This window comes from Micromonospora sp. CMU55-4 (assembly GCF_011602315.1).
Lineage (GTDB): Bacteria > Actinomycetota > Actinomycetes > Mycobacteriales > Micromonosporaceae > Micromonospora > Micromonospora chalcea.
The window spans coordinates 25,221-48,088 of the sequence record NZ_JAAOLH010000023.1; the positions used below are offsets into that span (position 1 = coordinate 25,221).

Annotated in this window: 19 protein-coding genes and 1 tRNA gene; 8 read left to right on the forward strand and 12 right to left on the reverse strand. The window is 69.3% G+C overall.

The features are described from left to right. The 5 genes from scpB to HA073_RS28335 all read left to right on the forward strand — a co-directional run bounded on the left by scpB (position 1) and on the right by HA073_RS28335 (position 4,243). Entirely contained in the window at positions 1-1,005 is a 1,005-nt protein-coding gene (scpB, locus tag HA073_RS28315) for an SMC-Scp complex subunit ScpB (protein ID WP_166457688.1), read from the forward strand. Next, positions 992-1,762 carry a pseudouridine synthase gene (locus HA073_RS28320; RefSeq protein WP_043324891.1) on the forward strand — a complete coding sequence of 257 codons (771 nt, stop codon included), beginning with the start codon at positions 992-994 and terminating at the stop codon, positions 1,760-1,762. Before scpB ends, HA073_RS28320 begins: the two co-directional genes overlap by 14 nt. A gap of 170 nt (positions 1,763-1,932) precedes the next feature. Then, positions 1,933-2,613, forward strand: a complete 681-nt coding sequence (cmk, locus tag HA073_RS28325; RefSeq protein ID WP_064446391.1) for a (d)CMP kinase — start codon at positions 1,933-1,935, stop codon at positions 2,611-2,613. Continuing rightward, positions 2,610-4,016 carry a ribosome biogenesis GTPase Der gene (gene der / locus HA073_RS28330; RefSeq protein ID WP_166457689.1) on the forward strand — a complete coding sequence of 469 codons (1,407 nt, stop codon included), beginning with the start codon at positions 2,610-2,612 and terminating at the stop codon, positions 4,014-4,016. The genes cmk and der overlap by 4 nt, the downstream gene beginning before the upstream one ends. Before the next feature lie 153 nt (positions 4,017-4,169). Further along, positions 4,170-4,243, forward strand: a tRNA-Pro gene (locus HA073_RS28335). A gap of 114 nt (positions 4,244-4,357) precedes the next feature. Here the strand turns inward: HA073_RS28335 and HA073_RS28340 are convergent. From HA073_RS28340 to HA073_RS30985, 3 genes are all read right to left on the reverse strand, one after another. Beyond that, positions 4,358-5,569: a site-specific integrase gene (locus HA073_RS28340; RefSeq protein WP_166457690.1), complete on the reverse strand. Its 1,212-nt coding sequence runs from the start codon at positions 5,567-5,569 to the stop codon at positions 4,358-4,360. A gap of 3 nt (positions 5,570-5,572) precedes the next feature. Further along, positions 5,573-5,782 (reverse strand): AlpA family transcriptional regulator, encoded by a 210-nt coding sequence (locus HA073_RS28345; RefSeq protein ID WP_030504821.1) that lies wholly within the window; start codon positions 5,780-5,782, stop codon positions 5,573-5,575. Positions 5,783-6,562: 780 nt separating this feature from the next. Continuing rightward, the gene (locus tag HA073_RS30985; RefSeq protein ID WP_166457691.1) at positions 6,563-8,485 is read right to left on the reverse strand and encodes an Hsp70 family protein; all 1,923 of its coding nucleotides are present in this window, start codon (positions 8,483-8,485) and stop codon (positions 6,563-6,565) included. A 394-nt stretch (positions 8,486-8,879) separates the two neighbouring features. Here HA073_RS30985 and HA073_RS28355 point away from each other — a divergent pair, with 394 nt between their 5' ends. Then, positions 8,880-11,369, forward strand: a complete 2,490-nt coding sequence (locus tag HA073_RS28355; protein WP_309228068.1) for a LysM peptidoglycan-binding domain-containing protein — start codon at positions 8,880-8,882, stop codon at positions 11,367-11,369. Here HA073_RS28355 and HA073_RS28360 read toward each other — a convergent pair. Further along, a protein-coding gene (locus HA073_RS28360; RefSeq protein ID WP_225980853.1) for an IS5 family transposase occupies positions 11,353-12,218 on the reverse strand; the annotation gives its coding sequence in 2 pieces (ribosomal slippage) (positions 11,353-11,885 and positions 11,885-12,218; 867 coding nt in all). The two genes, HA073_RS28355 and HA073_RS28360, sit on opposite strands and share 17 nt — an antisense overlap. A 411-nt stretch (positions 12,219-12,629) precedes the next feature. Here HA073_RS28360 and HA073_RS28365 point away from each other — a divergent pair. Continuing rightward, positions 12,630-13,718: a hypothetical protein gene (locus tag HA073_RS28365; protein WP_146074803.1), complete on the forward strand. Its 1,089-nt coding sequence runs from the start codon at positions 12,630-12,632 to the stop codon at positions 13,716-13,718. 276 nt (positions 13,719-13,994) lie between these two features. On the opposite strand, the gene HA073_RS28370 is transcribed toward HA073_RS28365, so the two are convergent. From HA073_RS28370 to HA073_RS28380, 3 genes are all read right to left on the reverse strand, one after another. Further along, the gene (locus tag HA073_RS28370) at positions 13,995-14,852 is read right to left on the reverse strand and encodes an IS5 family transposase (protein ID WP_104112994.1); all 858 of its coding nucleotides are present in this window, start codon (positions 14,850-14,852) and stop codon (positions 13,995-13,997) included. 100 nt (positions 14,853-14,952) lie between these two features. Beyond that, complete coding sequence (locus HA073_RS28375) at positions 14,953-15,438, reverse strand: hypothetical protein (protein ID WP_116510039.1); 486 nt, start codon at positions 15,436-15,438, stop codon at positions 14,953-14,955. A gap of 293 nt (positions 15,439-15,731) precedes the next feature. Beyond that, positions 15,732-16,760 carry a C40 family peptidase gene (locus HA073_RS28380; protein ID WP_166457693.1) on the reverse strand — a complete coding sequence of 343 codons (1,029 nt, stop codon included), beginning with the start codon at positions 16,758-16,760 and terminating at the stop codon, positions 15,732-15,734. 362 nt (positions 16,761-17,122) lie between these two features. Between HA073_RS28380 and HA073_RS28385 the strand changes: the two genes are divergently transcribed. Continuing rightward, positions 17,123-18,169, forward strand: coding sequence for a serine/threonine protein phosphatase (locus tag HA073_RS28385; protein WP_166457694.1), 1,047 nt, complete (start codon positions 17,123-17,125; stop codon positions 18,167-18,169). A gap of 332 nt (positions 18,170-18,501) precedes the next feature. Here HA073_RS28385 and HA073_RS28390 read toward each other — a convergent pair whose 3' ends face one another. The 5 genes from HA073_RS28390 to HA073_RS28410 form a co-directional block, all read right to left on the reverse strand. Next, positions 18,502-18,861: a hypothetical protein gene (locus HA073_RS28390; RefSeq protein WP_225980528.1), complete on the reverse strand. Its 360-nt coding sequence runs from the start codon at positions 18,859-18,861 to the stop codon at positions 18,502-18,504. Between the two features lie 198 nt (positions 18,862-19,059). Then, a complete protein-coding gene (locus HA073_RS28395) occupies positions 19,060-20,049 on the reverse strand; it encodes a DUF932 domain-containing protein (protein ID WP_166457695.1) in 990 nt (329 codons plus the stop codon). A gap of 68 nt (positions 20,050-20,117) precedes the next feature. Beyond that, positions 20,118-21,347 carry a MarR family winged helix-turn-helix transcriptional regulator gene (locus HA073_RS28400; RefSeq protein ID WP_166457696.1) on the reverse strand — a complete coding sequence of 410 codons (1,230 nt, stop codon included), beginning with the start codon at positions 21,345-21,347 and terminating at the stop codon, positions 20,118-20,120. A gap of 170 nt (positions 21,348-21,517) precedes the next feature. Further along, on the reverse strand, positions 21,518-22,111 hold the full coding sequence (locus tag HA073_RS28405; protein ID WP_166457697.1) for a hypothetical protein: 594 nt from the start codon (positions 22,109-22,111) through the stop codon (positions 21,518-21,520). A gap of 12 nt (positions 22,112-22,123) precedes the next feature. After that, on the reverse strand, positions 22,124-22,852 hold the full coding sequence (locus HA073_RS28410; protein ID WP_166457698.1) for a hypothetical protein: 729 nt from the start codon (positions 22,850-22,852) through the stop codon (positions 22,124-22,126). Positions 22,853-22,868 lie beyond the last annotated feature (16 nt).

The following is a 22,868-nucleotide window of genomic DNA, read 5'->3' on the forward strand; positions in this document are numbered from 1 at the left end:
ATGAGCGACCAGGAACGCCGCGACTCCCTGGCCGACCAGGCCGCCGCATGGGTGCCCCCGTGGGAGCGTCCCGCCCCGCCCCGGCCAGCCCCGGACGATTCCGACGCACCGGCCGAGCACCCGGACCCCGACATCCCGGACACCACCGATTCCCGGGAAGCAGATCTCGACGCGACACCGGATTCCTCGGCGGATCTTGGAAGCGAAGGGCCCTCAGAGGGGCCCATTCCTTCCAAGATCGCCACGGTTCAGGGGGATCTTGGTACGGGGACGCCCCTCGGAGGGCGGGACCGTACCAAGATCTCGGGAGAGGCCGGGACGGACGACGCCGGGGGAGACGTCGGCCTGCCCGCGCGGGACGCGGCGCCGGGGGCGGGTGGGGGAGCGGGTGCTGAGGGCGTACCCGCTAAGCGGGGACGGCGGCGGGCCGCGCCGGAACCGCCGCCCGCGCCGGTCCTGGACGACGCGGAGCTGCGCGGCGCCCTGGAGGCGATCCTGCTCGTGGTGGACCAGCCGGTCAGCGAACTGGTCCTGGCCGAGGTCCTCGAACAGGCGCCGGAACGGGTCGGCGCGATGCTCGACGAGATCGCCGCCGGGTACACCGCCGCCGGGCACGGGTTCGACCTGCGCCGGGCGGCGGGTGGCTGGCGTCTCTACACCCGGCCGGAATACGCCACCTACGTCGAGCGGTTCGTACTGGACGGGCAGTCCGTGCGGCTGACCCAGGCCGCGCTGGAGACCCTCGCCGTGGTCGCCTACCGGCAGCCGGTGACCCGTTCGCGCATCTCGGCCATCCGGGGTGTCAACTGCGACGGGGTGCTCCGTACCCTGGTGGGTCGCGGCCTGGTCGAGGAGTGCGGCACCGAAGCGGACAGCGGCGCCTACCTCTACCGGACCACCACCATGTTCCTGGAGAAGCTGGGGCTGAACTCGGTGGACGACCTGCCGCCCCTGGCCCCGTTCCTTCCCGACGACGTAGAAGAGCTTGCCGATGCGACGCGATGACCGTGCCCCGAAGCCCGACGCCCCCGTGTACGAGGGCGCCGAGCGCCTGCAGAAGGTGCTCGCCGCCGCGGGGGTGGGTTCCCGGCGCGCCTGTGAAGACCTGATCTTCCGGCGCCGGGTCACCGTGAACGGGCGGGTGGCGCAGCTCGGCGACAAGGCCGACCCGGCCCGCGACGTGATCGTCGTCGACGGGGAGCGGCTCCAGGCCGACGTCCGCCTGGTCTACGTGGCGATGAACAAGCCGCGCGGCGTGGTCACCACCATGGCTGACGAGAAGGGCCGCACCGAGCTCGCCGACTTCATCGGCGCGCGGCTGGAGCAGCGGGTCTACCACGTCGGGCGACTGGACGCCGACAGCGAGGGCCTGCTCCTGCTCACCAACGACGGCACCCTCGCGCACAAGCTCATGCACCCGTCGTACGAGGTGCTCAAGACCTACCTCGCCGAGGTGGCCGGGCCGATCCCGCGCAACCTGGGCAAGCGCCTCGCCGCCGGCGTCGAGCTGGAGGACGGGCCGGTGAAGGTCGACGGGTTCAAGCTGGTCGACACGCTCGGCAAAACCGCCCAGGTGGAGCTGACCCTGCACGAGGGGCGCAAACACATCGTCCGGCGCCTGATGGCCGAGGTGGGACACCCGGTGTCCCGCCTGATCCGTACCTCGATCGGTCCGATCAAGCTCGGCGACCTGCGCACCGGGCGGCTGCGGCGGCTGACGAACGCGGAGGTCGCCGCCCTGTTCAAGGCCGTGGGTGACTGACCCGCCGATCGGGGTACGGCTGCCGGTAGGCTTCGACGCGGTCCGCGGGCCGGCGCGTGCCGCCCGGCGGGACGCCCGCGCGGCGCGGGCATGATTGACGACAGAACCATCCGCTCAACGGCGCCCGGGAATCCGGGCGACCCGCGAGGTACGGGCTGAGGAGGACAACGGTGGAGGAGAACGTACCGGCCGGGCGATGTGTGGTCGCTGTGGACGGGCCGTCCGGTTCGGGGAAGTCCACCGTGTCGCGGCGGCTGGCCGCGGGCCTCGGCGCCCGCTACCTCGACACCGGCGCCATGTACCGGGCGCTGACCTGGGCGGTCCTGCGCTCCGGCGTGGAACTCACCGACACCGAGTCGGTGGCCAAGGTCGCCGCCGAGGCCGACCTGCGCATCGGCACCGACCCCCAGGGGTACGCCGTGACGGTCGACGGCACCGACGTGTCCACCGCCATCCGCGGCGCCGAGGTGACCGCCGCGGTGTCCGCGGTGGCCGCCGTCGCCGCCGTACGCGAGCTGCTGGTGGACCGGCAACGGCGGGTGATCGCCGACGCGGGCCGGATCGTGGTCGAAGGCCGGGACATCGGCTCGGTGGTCGCGCCGGACGCGGAGCTGAAGGTGTACCTGACCGCCTCCGAGGCGGCGCGCGCGAAGCGGCGCAGCGCCGAGGACGCCGCCGACGTCGCGGCGACCGCCGCGGACCTGGCCCGCCGGGACCGCCTCGACTCGACCCGCAAGGTCAACCCGCTGCAGCAGGCCCCCGACGCGGTGGTGCTGGACACCACCGAGCTGGGCATCGACGAGGTAGTGGCCCGCCTGCGCGAGATGCTCACGGAGCGGGGTGCCGCATGAGCGACGATTTCGGCGGCTGGGTGGAGCTGCGCGAGCCGGAGGTCGACTCCGGTGAGCCGGCCGGCCCGCAGCCCGTGGTGGCCGTGGTCGGCCGCCCCAACGTGGGCAAGTCCACGCTCGTCAACCGCATCATCGGCCGCCGCCAGGCGGTGGTTGAGGACATCCCCGGCGTGACCCGGGACCGCGTGCCCTACGACGCGCAGTGGAACGGCCGGACGTTCACGGTGGTGGACACCGGCGGCTGGGAGCCCGACGCCAAGGACCGGGCCGCGGCCATCGCCGCCCAGGCCGAGACCGCGGTGGCGACCGCCGACGTGGTGCTGTTCGTGGTGGACGCCATGGTCGGCGCCACCGACGTGGACGAGGCCGCGGTGAAGATGCTGCGCCGCAGCGCCAAGCCGGTGATCCTCATCGCCAACAAGGCCGACAACACCACCATCGAGATGGAGGCGACCTCGCTGTGGTCGCTCGGCCTCGGTGAGCCGTTCCCGATCTCGGCGCTGCACGGCCGCGGCTCCGGCGACCTGCTCGACGCCATCCTCGACGCGCTGCCCGAGGCGCCCGCGATCGTGGAGAACCGGCCGCGCGGCCCACGCCGGGTGGCGCTGGTGGGCCGCCCCAACGTCGGCAAGTCCAGCCTGCTCAACCGCTTCTCCGGCGAGGAGCGGGCGGTGGTCGACTCGGTCGCCGGCACCACAGTGGACCCGGTCGACAGCCTGGTCGAGATCGGCGGCGAGACCTGGCAGCTGGTCGACACCGCCGGTCTGCGCAAGCGCGTCGGCAAGGCCAGCGGCACCGAGTACTACGCCAGCCTGCGTACCGCCTCGGCGATCGAGGCGGCCGAGGTCGCCGTGGTGCTGATCGACTCCAGCGAGGTGATCAGCGAGCAGGACCAGCGGATCCTCACCATGGTCGTCGAGTCCGGCCGGGCGCTGGTCATCGCGTTCAACAAGTGGGACCTGGTCGACGGCGACCGCCGCTACTACCTGGACAAGGAGATCGACCGCGAGCTGCGGCGCATCCCCTGGGCGATCCGGCTGAACCTGTCCGCCAAGACCGGCCGCGCCGTCGACAAGCTCGCGCCCGCGCTGCGCAAGGCCCTCGCGAGCTGGGAGACGCGCATCCCGACCGCGCAGCTCAACCAGTGGCTCACCGCGCTGGTCCAGGCCACCCCGCACCCGGTACGCGGCGGACGCGCCCCGCGCATCCTGTTCGCCACCCAGGCCGGGGCGGCGCCGCCGCGCTTCGTGCTGTTCACCACCGGCCCGCTGGACGCTGGCTACCAGCGCTTCGTCGAGCGCAAGCTCCGCGAGGAGTTCGGCTTCGAGGGCAGCCCGATCGAGATCTCCGTACGCCCGCGCAAGAAGCTCGGCCCCGGCGGCCGGGGCAAGGCCCACGGCTGACGCTCTACTTGCCGCTCTTCGTGTTGTCGCGCCACACCCTCCTAGGATGCTCTAGGGGGTGTGGCGCGCGGCGCGGGAGGGGCCTCTGCGCACGGTGCGAAGATCCTGCGCTAAGCTGTACCGGCTGCTGCAGGGGAGACCCGGCGGGGGCATCGGGACGTGGCGCAGCTTGGTAGCGCACTTGACTGGGGGTCAAGGGGTCGTCGGTTCGAATCCGGCCGTCCCGACAAAGAAAGAGCCCTGACCAGCAGGAACGCTGGTCAGGGCTTTGATTATCTTCGATGGAGATTTGAACCGCCCCCCGAAAACCCCCCGTTTACGCGGTGCGGCAACCAAGTTCGTCATCGGTGTGCATCGTTCTCTCCTGGCGACGATCCTTGGTTGCTCGGGTGGCTGCCGAGCCGTTCGAGGATGCCGGACACGTCTGGTGCTTGTACCGGCTTGGCGATGTAGTAGGTGTCGGTGACCTCCTCGCTGGAGTGCCCGAGTTGCGCTGCCGCGCTCTTGGTATCGATCTCCTCCTTGATGAGGGTGGCGACGGTCTTTCGGAAGGTGTGCGGGGTGACCCAGTCGAGGTCGGCTTCGGCGCGGGCCTGGCGCCACTGACGGCGGACGTTGTTGGGTGAGAGCCAGGTGCCTCGTCGGGATGCGAAGATCGCGTCGTGGGGGTTGTCCGCGGCAGTGAGTTTGCGGGCCATGAGCATGCCGACCGCGAACCGGGGGAGGACGACCCTGCGGTAGCCGGCGTCGCTCTTGGTCCAGGGCTGTCGGAAGAAGCCCTGGCTCTTGATGAAGACCAGCGTTCCGCAGATCGTCAGGGTTGGTCGTTCGGCGGCGAGGTCCAGGTCCTCCCAGCGGAGGGCCAGGATCTCGCCGATCCGGGCGCCGGTGGCGAGCATGAGGTCGACGACGTCGGCCAGGTCGCCGCTGTGCCGAGGCCCGGGCTTACCAGGGATCGGTCGCTGCCATTCGCGGATCGCCGTTCGGACGGCTTGGAGTTGCTCGGCGGACAGGACGACGACGGTGCGGCGGGGTTTGCGGAGTCGGCCGGTGTCGCGGACCGGGTTGGTGGGGATGGCGCCGTGGCGTACGGCCAGAGCGAACATCTGACTGAGTACGACCTTTACGCCTTTGGCGGCTGAAGGGCGGTCCTTGGCGATTTCGCGCAGGAACCGGTCGAGGCGTCCGACGCTGGCTTCCCGGATTCGGAGGTTGCCGAGGGCGGGCAGGATCGAGGTGCGAACGCTGGTCGCGTATCGGTGGATGGTCTGGGGCGCGATACGTTCCTCGGCGGTGATCTCTTCGACCCACAGGTCGGCGAGGGCGCTGATGCGCGTTTCGCGGGTGATCTCGTCGTCGGTGGGGGTGGCACGGTCGCGGAGTTTGGCCTTCAAGGCCCGTTCGGCGGCCGGGCCTGTGGTGTCGGTGGCTTCGATGTCGCGGGTGATGCCGTCGTAGTCGCGGAACCGGGCGCGTGCCCGGAATCTCTTCGGACCGAGTTTCTCGATCCGGATTTTTCCGGAGGTGCCGATGGCCAGTTCAGGTCGGGCCATGGTTCACCGCTCCGCGTCGGTGTGGTCTTCGAGCCAGCGTTCGACCTCGCTGCGCCGGTAGCGCAGGGTGTTGCCGACGCGGATGGCGCGAGGGCCCTTGCCTCGGCTGTGCCAGGCGTAGAGGGTGTTCTTGGGCTTGCCCAACCAGGCCGCAAGGTCGTCGATGGTCAGGAGCGGGTCTGGTCGCCATTCGGAGGCGGCGGGGCCGTTCATCGCCGGTCCAGGACGTCGGTCGAACCGGGCTGCCAGCGCCGCGTCGTGCGGTTGGCAGTTGGCCGGCGTGCGTCGGCACCTGGTCTGAATTCCGGGCCGGTTCGGGGTTGGGGCGGGCATGGATCGTGCTTCCTTTCGTTGGCCCGGCGCTGCTGGGGCCAGGGGTGAACGGGGTCGTCGCTACCACCCGCGGGTGCGACATCTGACAGCTGTGGCCGTCTATCCATCCGTTGCGTCCCCCAGGGGTCAAGCCAAGGGCTGGGCTCGTCCTCGAAGAGGCATCGCAGGCTCTGTATCGATCGCGGACGGACGGCGTCTCCCTGGTCCTGCGGACCGCTGGATGGCGGACAGAGGTCGTCAAACGAGCCCTCACTCGCCAGTTGCGAGACGCGGTGCGTCCCCGTACCGAGCTGGGCGTGGAAACGTGCGATCCGGGTCGCGGTGCTCGCGCGCCCGGTCATCTCGATGCAGATTGGGAAGCTCTGGAGTGTTCGCATCGTCAATTGCCTTTCGGTCAGGCTGATGTGTGGGTTGGTGCTGGTCGTGGTCTGCGATATCCGGGCGCGTGGAACCGGTGACCTCCTTGCTCCAGAGGGCATGCGCGGATGGCCCACCGAGCGGAGAGGCTCGGCAGGCTGGCTGGATTGAATGGACGGCCCGCCGAGATCGGCGGGCCGTCATCTGTTGGAGCGCTGCCTGGTGCTCACCCCGGTGGCGCCGTCATTGGCCGGACAGCGGTGAGGCCCGAGGGTTAGCGCCGGTGTTTGCTCTGACGACTCGTCAGGCTGTGTGGCTGCTGCCCGCGAGCCGGCGCAATGCCTGCCCGGCACCGGGGTAGGCGAGCCGCAAGGTGTAAGCGGCGAGTTGAACGGCCCACCAGGTGAGGGCGACGAGGTAACCGACCAGCAGGGCGCTGCTGGTGTCGCTGGTGAAGACGATGGCGTAGCCGATGGCGAGCCCAGGGACCGTGATGGTGCGGGTGGTGCGGCTTCGGCTGGCAGTCAGGGCAGTGGCGATGCCGAGCAGGGCTGCTCCGGCGCTGCCGATGAGGCCGGGCATGCCGGTCAGGTCGACCGGTGGGGTGAGGGTGATCGCCGCGCGCATGAGGCAGATGCCGGCGGTTGCGATGGCGGCGGGCAGGGCAGCCGGACGGGTGCGCGCGAGCCAGTTGGACAGTTGCGGAGCCGCGATGAGGGGAGCGGTGGCGGCGATGATCGCCGCGCAGGCGGCGAGGGGGAGTGCGGAGCCGAGGGTCCATTTCAGGTATGGCTCGTAGCCGAACTGGACGGCGGTGCCGGTGGCGAGGCCGTAGAGGGCGGCGGCGGTTGATCCGCCGACGGCGGCGGCGAGGTATCCGCGTCTGATGAGGTGGCCGGTGGTGGGTCTAGAGGTGGCTGCGTCGGTGGTGCCGGCGAGCCAGGTGGTGGGGGCGAGGTGCGCCACGGCGAATGCGGTGAGCATGGTGAGGGCACCGGCGATGCCCAGTTGAGGCAGGGAGAGGCGGACGCCGACGACCTGGACGGAGTAGGTCGTGACGATGTCCGCGGTGAGGATGGTCTGTAGGAGCACGGTGAGTGAGCAGGCGCCGAGGATGATGGCGCTGGTCAGGTCACGGACGCGGAGCCGAACTCGTGGCAGTGCGGTGTCGTTGGCGGTGGTTGCTGTCTGGTGATGGGCTGCGGTGAGCGAGAGGGCGCCGTCAGCGAGGGCGTGGGAGTGACCGTCGATGGCGGTCGGAGTGTGCCCGGTGATGGCCGCGAGGCGTTCTTGTAGGCCCGGGATTGCTTTGGTTTCCCGGTGGATCACGTGGCTGAGGTGCTGCTGGCTGATGTCGGCGGCGTCGAGGATGCCTTGGACGGCATTGGCGGTCTCGTCGAGGAGGGGCTGCGCTGCAGCGGTGACGTCGTCGCGGGTCAGAACGGCCGGTGGGCGGGGCGAGGGCAGGAGAACGGGTGCGCGTTCCTGAGTGGAGAGGGCGGTCCTGGCCTGGCGGATGGACTCCAGTAGTGCCGCGTCGGCTGGCTCGGGTGTGGCCTCTTTTTCGGTTCGTTGTGGGGGGTCGTCTGCGATGCTGCGGGTCAAGAGGTGCTGCGCGAGGTCGCGGTCCAGGTCGCGGCTCGGGCTCACCTGGCGGGTGGCGAGTTCCTGGTACCCGTCGCGGCTGGCTTGCAGGACGGTCAGCGTGATTGGACGCCGCTCGGCATCGCAGATCAGCAGACATGTGCCATCCGGGACGTGGCCGGCGGTCGCGTAAGCGGCGAGTGCTGCTGGCGCGGTGACCATGGCCGGTGCGGGCAGGCCCGCCCGGGCTGCCGCGTCGGTGAGATGCCCCCGTCGGCGTGGTCCCCAGGCCGATGGGATGGTCACGGTCAGAGCGGCGACCGGTACGGCGACTTGGCGGACTGCCTGGTCAGCGATGTGCCACAGCTGCCCGGCGAGCAGCTGTACGGCGTCCACCGGCGGCTCGGCGTCAGCCGCGTGCAGGAGGTCCACCGGGTCTCGGATGAACTGGTGACCTACCGAGGGCTCCGGCGGCCCGTTGACGCCGGGGTGTAGTTGACCGGCGGGGTCGATCACGATGCCGTGCGGCATGACGATGCGGCCGTTGAGCAGGACGGGGATCCGGGTGCCATCGCGGTCGACGGTGGCGGCGATTGCCGACGACGTGAGATCGATCGATAGTCGCGTGCCCCCGCTTGGCATGCGAGGCAGTCTCTCCCGACCGGGGAGTGGATCGTCAACCACGTTCTCGTCCCGTGATCGATTGTGCGCGCATGGTGAGAATCCTTCCTGAAGAGATGGCCCTCGATGGGTATCGCCGTGTATGCGAGAGGAAAGGGATCTACCAAGCGGGGGGACGGACAGGATGTCGCAGCAATCCCCGGACAGCGGCAACCGGCTAGCCGAATACGGGCGTCCCACGGTGTACGTCCCGCCCGTGTCGACACCGCCGCGCCACACAGCGGGGCGGGTGTCCTCCGTGATCCGACCAGTCCGGGCCACCGTGTCCACAGCCGTGTTCCTGGCCGGGGTACCGACGTTGCTGGTGTCCCTTGACGGGAACCCCTTGCGGAGGTGGCCGTCGTGGACGCAGGTGGTGGCATGGTTCGATCAGCCGAACGAACGGTTCACCTCGACCGTCCTGGCCGGCGCGGCTGTGTGGGCGGTGTGGCTGTTGTGGGCCGTGCTCGCGCTGCTGCTGATCGCCGAGCTGATCGCGCTGGCGACCCGATGGCGGATCCCGGTGCTACGGCTTCCCGCACCACTGCACCGGCTCGTGTTCGGCCTGGCCGGCACCGCGGCGATCGCCGTCACCTCCGTCGGCCAACTGAACACCGGCGGCGTTCGACCACCGGCGGCCATCGACGCGGCCGAGGCAGTGGCTGTTCCTCAGCAAGCTCTCGCGCAGGGGCCGGCGCTGATTCAGGTCGGCAACACCCGTTACCTGTACACCGTCGAGCGACACGACACCCTGTCGAAAATCGCCAAGCAGTGGCTCGGTGACGCCGGCCGCTGGCCGGAAATCTGCCGCATGAACAAACACCGCCACTTTCCCCAGGTCGGCGGCACCCTGCGCGACTGCGACTTGATCTACCCGGGCTGGGAACTGCGCCTACCCGCCGATGCCCAACCCCCACAGACCGCCATCCCGGACCGCCGCCCGCCCTCACCGCGACCCGGCACCGTCGCCCCATCCCCACCGCCGAGCAACCCGCCGAAAGCCCCGCAGACCACCGATCCACCCACACCGGACAACCACGAGACGGCCGCCACGCCCAGGAGCTCTTCGCCAACCACACCCACCGCACCGGATCCCGGGTCACCCACCGACGCTCCCACGCGTCCTCCGTCCTCGCCGGAAGCCGACGGCGCGCAACGCCCGCAGGACACCGACCACCAGCGGGGTCTGCAGCTGACCTCCGCGGAGTGGCTGCCCTGGTCACTCGCCGCCGCCATCAGCGCGGCAGCTGCCCTGGTGTGGCGACAACGCCGGCGCCGCTACACCGGAGACCCCCACGACGATCCACCCACTCACCTGCCGCCTTCGGTGGCCGAGCTACGCCGTGCCGTGGCCCGGAACCCCGAACTCCCGCACTCCGACGACGGGGCACCACTGGCCGCCCTTGTCCCGCTGCCGCCCGGTGGCGTCGGCCTCGTCGGCGACGGCGCAGCTACCGCCGCACGCGCCACCCTCGTAGCAGCGCTGGCTTCCGGCGACCCGCAACACCCCAACGCGCATGGCGAGGTCGTCATCGACGCCGCCACCCTCACCACGCTGCTCGGCACCGAAATGACGACCGTCAGCTCATGGCCGCGCCTGCATATCACCGACACCCTCGACGACGCACTCACCACGATCGAGACCCTGCTGCTGCACCGCAGCCGCCTTCTCGACGAACAGACGCTGACCGACCCCGACGAGCAGCAACAACCCAAGGCTCCGGAAGTAGAGGTTCTGTCTCCGGTCGTCCTCATCACAGAGACACCAGCCGCAGCAGCCGCAGCCCGCGTCAAAGCGGCTCTGGCCGCGGGCGCCAGCAGGCAGGTATTCGCGGTACTGCTTGGTGAGTGGCCCCCCGGCGTCACCATTGACGTAGCCCCAGACGGACGGGCCACCCTCATATCCGGTCGGCCAACCGAACCGCTACCGTCGCGCCTACCCGTGCTCGAACCCACCACAGCGATCCAGACCTTGACCACGCTGCGCGAAGCACAAACCGGCGAACCTCCAGCGACAACCTCGCCAGGCGTACCGGCCACGGTCATTGCCCTGCACGCCAGCCGGAACGACGCGGCATCTCAGGATCAGCCCGCGGCAACTGCAACTCCCTCCGCCGCTGTCGTCGGGAAGGCCCGACTTCGGGTGCTTGGCCCGCCGCGGATCGAGGACATCACCAAACCGGGACGGCCCCTGCGCGCCAAAGCCCTCGAACTCGCCGTCTTCCTGGCCTGCCACCCCGACGGCGTCACCACCCGGGACATCGGCGAATACCTCGAACCCGACGCCCGCCTCAGCCAAGCAGACCAACGCGTACACACCAACGCTTCGAACCTGCGACACGTCCTCGGCCGTGCCGGCACCGCCGAGACCAAAAACGCCTACATCATCAAAACCGCCGGCCGGTACCGACTCGACCCGACGACGGTCGACGTCGACGTGTGGACTCTCCGCGACCTCATGCGTCGCGCCACCATCGCCACCGGACTGCGCCGCCACGAACTGTTGACCGCCGCCTGCGAGCTCTACGACGCGCCACTGGCCGAGGGGCAGGACTACGAGTGGCTCCAACCCCACCGCGAGACGGTGCGCCGCTGGGGCACCGAAGCCCACCTACTCCTCGCCGAAGACCTGCTTAACCAAGACCCGCAGACCGCATCAGACCTGCTGAACAAAGCCATCGTCCTAGACCGGTACAACGAAGCCCTCTACACCAAGGCTATGCACGCCCGGCACGCCCTCGGCGATGCCGACGGCATTCGTACGCTTCTGCGCGCCCTGACGAGAGTGCTCGCCGACCTCGACGCCCAACCGAGCGAAGACACCATCGCCCTAGGGCGTGTCCTGTCGATCATGGGAGCCAGATGACGGCAGCGATCAGGACGAGGCCGGCTCGGTAGAGGGATGCGCGTTTGGCGTATCGCGTTGCCAGGTCACGCCACTGCTTGAGCCGGTTGAAGCAGCGTTCCACGACGTTGCGCTTCTTGTAGATCACCTTGTCGAAGGCCGGTGGTCGCCCGCCGTGGCTGCCCTTGGCGGCCCGGCGAGCGACCTGGTCGCTGCGTTCCGGGATGACGTGCCGGATCCCGCGTTGTCGCAGGGCTCGCCGGGTCAAGTCATGTGCATAGCCCTTGTCCGCGATCAGCACCTCCGGTCGCTTGCGGGGCCGACCCGGCCCGGGCTCGTTGACGCGGATCGCGTCCAGCAGCGCCAACAGCTGCGGGTTGTCGCCGGCTTGGCCGGGGGTGAGCAAGATCGACAGCGGCCGTCCGCGTCCGTCGACCGCGAGGTGCATCTTCGTGCTCAACCCGCCGCGGGACCGGCCGATGGCCTCGCCATCTTGCGCACCAGGCGTCGCCGCACTTGCCTGGGCGCCCCCTTTTTGCGGGCGCCAGCGGCATGCTGGTGCGCCCGCACGATCGACGAGTCGATGCTGATCGTCCACTGCACCGGTGTGCCGTCATCGTGCACCTGCGCCGCCGCGAGGATCCGATCCCATGTCCCGTCAGCGGTCCAGCGGCGTAGCCGTTCGTGGCAGGTCTTCCACGGCCCGAAGCGTTCCGGCAGGTCACGCCACGGCGCACCCGTACGCAGCTTCCACAAGATCCCGTTGATGACCTGACGGTGATCCCGCCACCGCCCCCGAGCTCCGCCAGGTTCCGGTAGCAGCGGCGCGATCACCGCCCACGCCTCATCGGTCAACTCACCACGACGCACCACCGGCACATCGTCAACGATCAACCACTACATGATCGGCAGGACACGCCCTAGGCGGCGGGCACGCGCAACTCGTCCCGTCCTGCGGCCTGTTCCTCCCTTGTCAGGTCTGTGACTCCGTGCCCGGCGAACGGTGCATCAACGTGCCCGGTCATCCGCTGGCCAACACCACCCTCCACCCCCAGCGCGTCCAGTTGGCGGAGCGGGCGCTGCGGGGAGAGGTGCCACTGCCCTCGTCCCTCGCCTGACCGGCCAGCCTCACTCGCCGGCGTCGGCGCCGGGCCGGGGTCTGACGGGCGCAGTCGGGACGCCGCGGTCACCGCGTCGGTCATCGTCGACAGGTCCACAGTGCAGAGACTCGACGCGTCGGGGGATGGAAGGTCGAGTCCCGCGTGCACTAGCCTGCGGCGCATGCGGACCGAGCGCGGGGTACGTCGATCTCTGCTGGCCGCCCTTGTCCTCACGGTGACCAGCATCGTCGTGAACTACTCGACGTCCCAGGTGCCCACCTTCCTGGCCGGCAACCTGTGGCTGGCGTGGGCGCTGACCGTCCTGTGCGTGGTCGCCTACCTGGTGCTGGAGTTCCGGCCCACCGCGGATCCGGCGGAGCTGGGACACGTCAGCCTGCGGGTGAGGCGACGTCACCTGCGTCCCGCCCTCGAACTGGACGCGATCCCGGTCGCCTCGAACGTCCGGATCAGCGCGGTCGAGTACGGCGAGGGCCCGCAGAAGCGGGTGCTGGTCCCGGGCCGCGACCTGTACGTCCTACCGGCCGACTGGTCGCTTGCCGCAGCGGAGGGGGCGAACCCCCGCAGGGTCGACCTGCGCACCGCCTTGACCGGGGCGGACCTCGCCCGGGCCACGCCGCTGCCCCATCGATTCGTGGTGCGCGGCACGTGTCGCGCGGCGGCCGGTGTCGTCCTGCACATCATCACGGACCTCGCCTACCTGCAAGCCGTCTCCGGACGGCCCCCGCACCGTCGCTTCGCCGCGGTCGGGCTGCTCGACCGCGGCGGCATACTGCCGTACGTCGACGGAGCGGCCCTGCACGCCGGGCAGGTCGAGGTGGCGCGATCGACGGGTACGCCGGGACTGGTCGTCGCGGTCGAGTGCATCGGCGGCCGGCCGGTGTCCCGTACGCCCTACCTTCTGGTCGTCCGTGCCGGGATCCGCTATCCCGAGGACGTCTGGCGCTCACCGGCGACCGGTCGCCCGCTCCTGTCGGATCCGGACCCGGAACGTGCCCGGGTGGCGTTCGAGTCGCCGCAGCCGAACGGGCTGGCGACCGACATGTTCGCCTGTGACCTCGACGGCCGAAGGATGAACAACCTGACCCGCAAGAGCGTCGACAGCTACGACGGTTTCGGGGACGGCACGCAGGTGACGTGGGTGGACCAGAAGCACCTGCGGGTGTTCTCGGAACTGGCTCCCGACCAGAGCACGCGCATCGTCCAGGACCGGGTCGAGGGGCGGCGTCGCCACGGCGACGAGGCGCGGTAGTCCGCCGGATCGGCGCACCCTCCGGCCACTGCCCTTCGAGGGTCGATCGATCAAGGAGTTCGTGTCAGGATCCATCGCGCGCTTGCGGCAGGCCCGCGTATCGTCCCGGTCGAGTGCAGTCAGGAGCATCACGGCCCCACTGAGCCATTTTCATCGTGATCGAGGGCTCCTGAGCAGGCGCGTAGCGGAGTGTCGCTGCTCCAGATAGGACGAAGCTCCCGGTAGGACAGCAGTCGACCAAGGCGCACTGCCCAGCACAGGAGCTTCGTTGCTGACCTATCCTGCCAGCATCCCGCTGTCCACGCCTGGGTCGCGCCAGGACGTGGTGGTGGTGCCGGTCAGCCGGCGGATGAGGTTCGCCGTCGAGGCCCACCAGGTGCGTGACACCGCGGAGGCGGGCCGGCTCTCGTATTCACGGACCAGACGGCGGTGCAGCATCAGGGTGCCGTTGGTCTGCTCCACTACCCACCGGCGGGCGATCGGCACGAACCCGGCCGTGGTGTCGGAGCGTTTGACCTGCTCGACGTCGATGCCGTTCACGGCGCCGTGGATCTGCACGTCGTCTTTGAACCCGGCGTCGACCCATGCCTTGGTCACCGTCGGGGTGTGAGCCACGACGTTGTCCAGCAGTCGCACGCCGATCGCGTTGTCGGTGACCGACGCCGCGGTGACCACGACCGCGATGATCAAACCGAGGGCGTCGACGGCCAGGCCCCGCTTGCGGCCCGGGACCTTCTTGCCGGCGTCCTTGCCGGTCGTCGCTGCCGGGACGTGGTTGGCGGCCCGGATCGACTGTGTGTCCAACACCACCGCGGTCGGGTCCTCTGCCCGGCCGGCCTTCTCCCGCGCCTGGCAGCGCAGCAGATCGTGGATCACCTGGTCGGTGCCGTCATCACGCCACAGAGCGAAGTAGTAGTAGGTGGCCGACTTTGGCGGCAGGTCGTGCGGCAGGTACGCCCACTGACAGCCGGTCCGGTTCTGGTAGAAGATCGCGTTCACGATCTCCCGCAGCTCGTAGCGGCCCTGATGCCCCGACACCGACGGATGCCGGTCCTTCCACGCCTGCAGGAACGGACCGACCACCGCCCACTGCTCGTCGGTCAGGTCACTCGGATACGCCGCTCGCTCGCCCATGATCGGCCCAACGCGACCGGGACCTCACCGGTTACGACCATCGCTCGCATTCACATCCCGAGCCAAGCCCACAATGGGCAAAGGCTACCGAACCGCCCTCTCAGGCAGCGTCCTCCAAGCCAGCGGCCTTGCGTAGCGCGACAATCAGATTTTTAACGGCGGTGTTGAATGCGACCAAATATGGATCGTCGGGCTCCACTTCCGGCTGGCCATGCTCGTCTACTGGGGCTTCCTCGAGCGCGTGCCAGCGTAGCGCCGAGTCCGCATCTTGGAACGCATCCCACTTCTTGATGAGGTCGCCCGTGCCGAGTAAGTGGAGTCGACCGCCGATCGTGGCTGCTGTCGTCCAGTCCGGGCTCGCTCGGTTCGTCTCGTACGGATCATCCGGATCACCTGACATTTCCAGCTGCTGCTTGCGCGCGTAGGCGAACTGCATCGCGTCGGCGTAGACGCTCAGTTGCTGGTCGTAGCGCCTGGCTTGGGCCGCGTTCCGTGCTGCGAATCGGCCCTGCAGAACCGGGGAGAGGACCCCTACGGTGGTGGTAGCGATGAGTCCGGCGATCGAGACAACGACGGTGGCGTTCACGGCGCTGCAGCCTACGCGGTGATGTGCTGCCGCGGGAACGAGACGTTGGTGCAAGCCGAGATAGTCCCGGCAGCACCGCGACCTGCAGACGAGTCGTTGAGGGGCCAAGATCGGATGCACGGTTCTGCCGCGATCCGCGCGCCAATCCGCGTCTACCGACCCTTCGTCGTGGGTGTCTAGACTGGATCGTCGAGTCGCACTTCAGTCGATGGTTGAGCAGATGCGAGGGCCACGGCGGTCGGCAAGCGGCATCTGGCGGCATCGACTGTCCCGAACCCAGGAACGTGCCCTTCTCAAGCAGGTTCCTGGACGATCCGTCGGATCTTGGCGATCTGGTCGTTCCAGCTGCTCAGTTGAGTGATCTTGACGACGTCGCCGGTCTGCGGGGCTTGGATGATGAGTCCTTCGCCGAGGTACATGCCGACGTGGCGTGGGTGGGCCGGGGTGCCGTTGCTGCCGGGGATCAGGATGAGGTCGCCGGGTAGCAGGCGCGTCGGGCTGGCTACTGGTGTGCCGGCATTGGCTTGGTCGGTGGTGATGCGGGGGATGGAGATGCCGGCTGCTCGGTAGGCGGCTTGCATCAGGGATGAGCAGTCGCACTGTTTGTGGGGTTCGTTGGAGTGTGGGTCGGTGCACGTGCCGCCGAAGTGGTAGGGCGTGCCGAGTTGGGCAGCGGCCCAGAACACTGCGGTTGTCACGGCTGGCGGGGTGTCGGAGGGCAGCGTGAATCCGGCCGGTAGGGCGGCCAGTGCGTCGGGGGTGCAGTCAGGGAGGGTGCTGGTGAGCTGCTCCACGAGGCGGAGGGCATCGTTGGTCCATGTGGCGTACGCGTTGGGGTAGGCCGATGCTTGGACCGCCTGGGCGGCCTGGGTGAGCGGCATCGATTCCCAGCCGGAAATTGTGAGGAGCTTGTCGAAGAACTTGCCTGCTTGATAGGCGGGGTCAGAAAGTTGCGCGACGGTGCCCCATCCCTGGCTTGGGCGCCGTTGGAAAACCCCGATGGAGTCGTGGTCGTTGCGGGTGCTTAGATGCGGCAGGTTGCGGAGGCGGGATTCCTGCATGGCGGCGGCGACAGCGATGACCCAGCCCCATCGAGGGACGCCTTTGGTGACGCCGATGTCGATGATGATCGCGGCTACGTCAACTTGCTCGACATCCCAGGCACCGACGGTAGGCGGTCGCCCGAAGGGATGCATGTTGGGTAGAGCGGCGGCGCCGCACCCTTTGGAGCCGCCGCCCATGACGGCCGTCAGCAGGAGCATGGGCAGGCCGAGGCAGGCAACGACGACGAGGCTGACAATGCCGGTGATGGCTCTGGTCATGGCGGCGGCCTTTCAATACGGCTGGGGATAGCTGATCGGACAGGGACAGCCGGGAGCTGTCGGTGTACGGGTTCCGGTGCAGAGCCAGGTACGCCAAATGTGCAGGCATGGGCGAGTGGCGCTGGGGACCTTGGGGTGCCGGTCCGCCCCGGCGACGCACGTCCGTTGCTTACGATGAGTAACCGGCGGAGGTGGGCCTTCGCCCGAATCGCGGCATAACGGGGAGTTGTCATGGCGCCCTGCCAGCATGCTCCGAACCCGTTCAGAACCGTCCCTGTCCGATCGGGCGCGTCAATTGGTCTGGCGAAGGAGACCGCTTCGCACCGTGTCAAAGGGCTGTCGCTCGACGGCATGATGCAGCGGTGCTCCTCACGCGACGTTCCCGCCATGACGGCGTCGCGGCGCTGCTGGCCGGGTGCACCGATGGTGAACTGGCAGCGTTGTTGCGGGCCGCGTCACTCGACGGCGTGGGCGTGGGCGGCAGCTCTTCGATCGCCGATGTCGACGGCGTGCCCGTGTTCGTCAAGCGGGTCCCGATCACCGACCGGGAGCTGGCTCATCCGCACAGCACGGCGAACCTGTTCGGCATGCCAGTCCGTTGGCAATACGGCATGTACCGCCTGGCTGGTCCGGGCTTCGGCGCGTGGCGCGAGCTGGCCGCGAACCAGAGCGTCACTGAGGGCGTCCTCGCTGGCGAGTCGGAATCGTTCCCGTTGCTGCACCATTGGCGGGTGCTGCCCGGCCGCCCGCCGGTCGCGGCCGAGCACCTCGACATCGACGCCGTCGTCGCCCAGTTCGGCGGTAACCAGGCCGTGCGTGCGCGGTTCGAAGCGCTGGCGGGCGCCACCGCGAGCCTGGTGCTGTTCCTCGAACATCTCCCCGACGAGCTGCCTCGCTGGTTGAGCGACCCGGTCGGCAGAGCCGCGGCGGTCGAGCGGCAGCTGTTCGAGATGGTGGCGTTTCTACGTAACCGCGAGATGCTGCACTTGGACGGACACTTCGGCAATATCCGGGCCGACGAAGAGCGGCTCTACCTCGTCGACTTCGGGCTCGCCACCTCACCGCGCTTCGACCTGTCGGACGCCGAGCGCCACTTCGCTGCCCGCAATGCCGGTCACGATGCCGACTATGCTTCCATGCGGCTGGTGAACTGGCTGGCCACCTCGGTATGCGGGGTGCCCGGGCCGGTCGGCGGCGGTCCCGTCGCACGCGACCAGTTTGTGCGCCGATGCGCGGCCGGCGATATCCCACCGGACCTGCCGCCGCCCGTAGGGGAAATCATCGCCAGACACGCCCCCGCAGCTGCCCGGATGAACGACTTCTGCTGGCGCTTGTTCGACGGCGACCTTCAGGCCGAGTATCCCGGCAACGGGAATACAGTCCAGATCGTTGCGGATCGGGCGAGTTGAGCAATGGAACTGTGCACTCACATCGGCAGATCCGCGCACTGCCGGGTCGACCAACATTACTGGCTGTAGTTGATCGTTGCAGAGCAAGCTCGGCCGCGAGCCGCAGCCGCACTTGCAGACGTCGATAGCTGCTGCGTACCCGGTGCCGTACCTGGCTCTGCACTCGAAGCCGTACGCCGACAGGAGCGCGCTCACCGGCGGCGGAGCGGACAGGTGCGCGGAGGGCTTCCAAGGTGGTGAAGCGGAGAATGACCGTGGGCCGCCCACGTGGGCGGCCACCTCAAATTGCTCGATCAGCCGATGAACGTGAGGCGTGTCAACACCGGCTGACCTCACACCCCTGTACCTCGGTCGTGCCTGGACCGGTCCTTAGTTGTCTGGTCCCTCGTGATGTGGCTGTAGATCGCGATGCATCGGAGGATCAGCTCGTGTGATGGCAGGGTCAGTAGCCGCTGCCGTTTGTCCTCGCGAAGCTTGTCCCAGATGAGGACAGTGACGCTGGCGGACCACACGTCCACAAGCACGCCGTCGATCTTGGCGTACTGCCGGGCGGTGACGATGCGTCGCAGCGTGTCGATGAGCGTGGCGTCGCCCGGCGGATGGTTGGCGTCGTCGGGTCGGGCGGCCTCGGGCAGCAGGGTGTGGCTGTTTCGCAGGTGTAGTCGATGCGCGGCGGGTTGTCGGTTTCCCACCGCTGCACGTCGGTGGCGGGTAGGCCACATACCGACTGCCGTAGATCGCGGGGGTGGCGGAGGTGGCCGGTCATCGGCGGATCCTTTGGTATGCATCGAGCCTTCGGGTGCTGGGCGGCGTCACGTGAGGTGTCCGTTCCTATGGGCCGGGGCAGCGGCGCGGGTGACCGCTGCCCCCGGAGGCGATGGATGTGGCGGTCAGATCTTCAGTAGGTCGAAGGCGGCGACTTTCAAGTCGCCGGTGTTGCCGGTCAGCACCCGGTTGGCGCGGACGAGGTCGTTCTTGGCGGGCTGGTAGTGGTCGAGGTATTCGGTGATGGCCTGGTATCCGGCCCACCGGCTGCCGGTGATGGCTTTCTGGGTGTCGGCCTCGCGGATCAGGTACTTGAGGGTGCCGAGGCGTTGTTTGGCGTTGTTCTTGGCCTGCTCGGACGCGGTGTCCTTGACCGGCCATACCTGCGCGACGACGTTTTCGAACTCGCGGATGGTCAGCTCCGCGTTGAGCATCCGTTCGGCCGCGGCCTCGAAGGTCTCCATGTAGGTCCACATCAGGCCGAGGGCTTCGCGGGCCTGGCTGATCTGGGAGTTGACGTTGGAGGTGTGCCGGAAGGTGTAGTGGCCGACGGCGTGCTGGAAGGCGGCGCGTTGGGTGTTGGCGCAGACCACCCGGATTGGGCTGGCGTCCACCCGCAGGGCGGCGCTGCCGTCGTGGGAGGTGGTGCCGATGAGGTACAGGTCGAGGCGGTCCACCCCGGCGATCTCCATCGCGTCGGGCAGCTTCATCGTGACGAACACGCTCTTGCCGCGGCGCAGGCTGCCGGCGGTTTCGAAGTGGGCGCCGCCGACCTGATCGACGAGGCGGTCGAGCATCTCGGCGCACTGTTCGTTCTGGACGACCGTGTAGTCGGTACCGACGATGCCCAGGTATTCGGTCTGGCCGGTGACCGGGTTGCGGCGTACGGTCATTCGCTTGTCGTCGGCGGGGACCTGTACCTCGACGCCGTTGACGATGTCGATGCCGACGGTGCGGATGGTGCGGACGCCCCAGTCGCCGAGGCGGGCGGCGGTCATGATCTTTTCGGCCTTCATCGTTTCCTGGGTGACGGTGCCGAGCTGGTGCCAGGCCGACAGGCGTGCGCTGGCAAAGGCAGTTGTTCCGTCGGTGTAGGTCTCGAGTTCGTGCGGCACGGATTCTCCTCTCGATGTGCTGGCGGGGCCGAGCACGCGGCTCGGCCCCCGCAGGGGAGTGGCGTTGGTCAGGACTGGTCGGTGCTGCCCGCGTCGGTCTCGACGGGGTTGTCGCTGTCGGGTTGCGCCGGGTGGACGAAGGTCAGCGGCGCGTCGGAGACCAGGAGGATTCGGCCGCTGGCGGCGGCCTTGGTGCAGTTGTTCCGCACGGCCCCGGAGCTGATCGCGCGGCCGAGTTGGCCGGCGAGCACGGTGGCGATGTCCTGCGGGGTCATTTGCTGGCCGGGGTTGGCGGCCAGGACGTCGAGGGTGAGTCTTTCCAGTTCGCCTCGGCTGAACGGTGGGCTGCCGTCGGCGTTGACGGTCCCGTCACCGCGCGGGCCGGTGCTGCGGGCGACGCGCGGCGTGCGGCCGGGGGAGCGCAGTGGCATGGCGACGACGTGGGTCTGTCCGTCTGCGTTGACGATGTGCAGCGTGCCGTCCGGTCGGATCAGGGGCAGCACCGCCGCTGCGGCGATCGCCATGCTCGCTTGGCCGCGGATGACCTGGGAGCACAGCGGGCAGCGGGGCGGCTCCGGGTTCGGGTCCACCTCGCTGGCTCTGGTCGGGCCGGCGATCCACCGCTCGGGTAGGCCGGGCAGTCGACGGGCGGCGTCGGCCTGTTCCATCGCGGTCAGCAGCCGGGACGCGGTGGCGTGTCCGATGCCACTTTCGGCCACGATCAGGTCGATGGTGGCGCCGGCGTCGCCGTAGTCGGCCAGGACTCCCTTGATGGCCATGACCTTGCGGTCGCCGGGCCGCGCCGGCTGGACCGCAACGACGGCGGAGCTCTCACCGGTCTCGCTGCTGTCGTCGTCGCGTCCGCGGCTGTCGGTCTGTTCGGTCTCGTCTCCCGCCTCATCCGGTGCCTTGTCCGCGTGGTCGTCGCGGGATGGATCAGCTGCGCCGCCGTTGACAGGTTCGCTCGCCGAGGTGTCGAGATCCGATCCGATGAGTTGCTCGCTCTCGTCCGCGGCGGCGGTCTGCTGGTCGCCGAGATCGACGGCAGCGTCCGGTTCCGCAGCGGCGGCGCCGTCCGGGGCGGGCAGGGCCCACCGGGTGGACGCGCTGTCGGCCGCATCGGCGTCGGTGTCCACCGGAACGATCAAGCCGGCGTCGGCCAGGGTCTTGAGTGCCTTGTCGGTGGTCGAGCGCGCCTTTCCGGCGCGGTCGGCCAACTCGTGCACGTCGCCCTGGCCAAGGTCGGTCAGGGCGTCGAGGACAGCCTGCGCTGCAGGCGTCAGGGACAGGTCTTTCATGGGGTTCCTCTCTTGGGGACGTAGTTCGGATAGCGGCGCGAGTGAGGCCGCCGGATGGTGAGCCGGGTCGCGGGTGATAGCCGGGGCGGCAGGCGCGCGTCGGGAGCGCCGTGCCGTGCGAGGTGTGCCATTCGTCGCCCGGTGAAGGGCGCCGCGATGCGACCGGTCGATTACCGGCCCGAGGTGGCGGGCGCGCCTGCCGCGGGCTGCAGCGTGTAGAGGCGGCCCTCGGTGCGGTCCCGGTAGATGCCGGCGTCGCTGTGGGACAGCCGCACCGAGCTGACGCTGCCGGGCGGCCGAAACCGGGCGTCGGAGCTGCCCACCCTGATGTGAGCGGTGTGTCCGGCGAGGTTCTGCGCGCGGCAGGAGTCGGTGTGCGGCAGAACGACCAGCACGGTGTCGCCGGGGTCGACGTAGCGCCGCCGTACCTGCTGCCCAGGGTGGGTCAGCGCGTAGGCGGTCCGCGTCTCGTCGCCGATGAGGGCGTCGATCCGAGCGTGGGCGTTGCGGTACTCGCCGGCCAGGTTCTGGATTGTCTTCGACGATCCCGTGATGGCGGCGGCGGATGCGTGTAGGTCGTCTTCGTTGAGGAGTCTGGTGCGCAGGTGGTCGACGGCGAGCAGCAGCTCGTCGCGTAGGTGTCGGAGATTGTCGGCGGCCTCGGGTAGGTGCGCGGCGGCGGGGATGGGGTCGACGGCGTGTTGGTCGAGGGTGCGGCCGGTCGCCGCGGTGATCCACCGCTCGACCAGGTTGAGGTGCGGCATCACGCTGCCCCGTCAGTCGGTGAGGTGGGCGAGTTCGGCGGGGGTGAGCTGTGCGGGAGTGCGGTTGTGCCAGGCGTCGGAGTGGCGCAGGTTCCACCAGCGCAGCAGCGTCCGGCAGGCCGAGGTGAGCTCACCCCGGATCGGCAGGGAGTACACCGTGGCGAGCGGGACCTGATGCGCACGGGCGACGTAGGCAGTCGGCGCCCATCCCCGTTCGGTGCGGGTGACCTCGCCGACGATGCGCTGCGGGTAGGGGATGTCGAAGGCGGCGGCGGCTTCGGCGTCGGGTATCACCAGCCACGTGTCCGGATCCTTGCGCTGCAGGGTCGCCACGCCGCGTGACGGGTCGCAGCGCCGCAGCAGCAGGTGTCGCTCGTCGCCTTCGTTCATCGGCCGGTGGTTGCGCCAGGCGCGGTAGCAGGCAGTGAGCGTGACGCCGAGGACGGTGTGCCGCTCGCGGGCGGCGAGCGCATCGGTGACGACCTGGTGGTGACCGGGGAGGTGAAGGCCGGCGTGCGCAGCCAGTCCTCGTCGGCCTGTTTCGGCGAGTGCACCCAGTCGGGTGAGGGCCTGGTCGAGGTTGGTGGTGCTGTCGGTGAAGTCGAGCGCGGTCTTGTGCAGGAGGCGGGCAAGGTCGCCGATCGGTTCGACGGTGGCGGTGTCGTGGCGCCACTGTTGCTCGGGCAGGACGTCGTTGGTGTCGGCGGCGATGCGCCGCAGCACCGGATCGGTCAGGAACATCAGGGGTCTCCTTCCA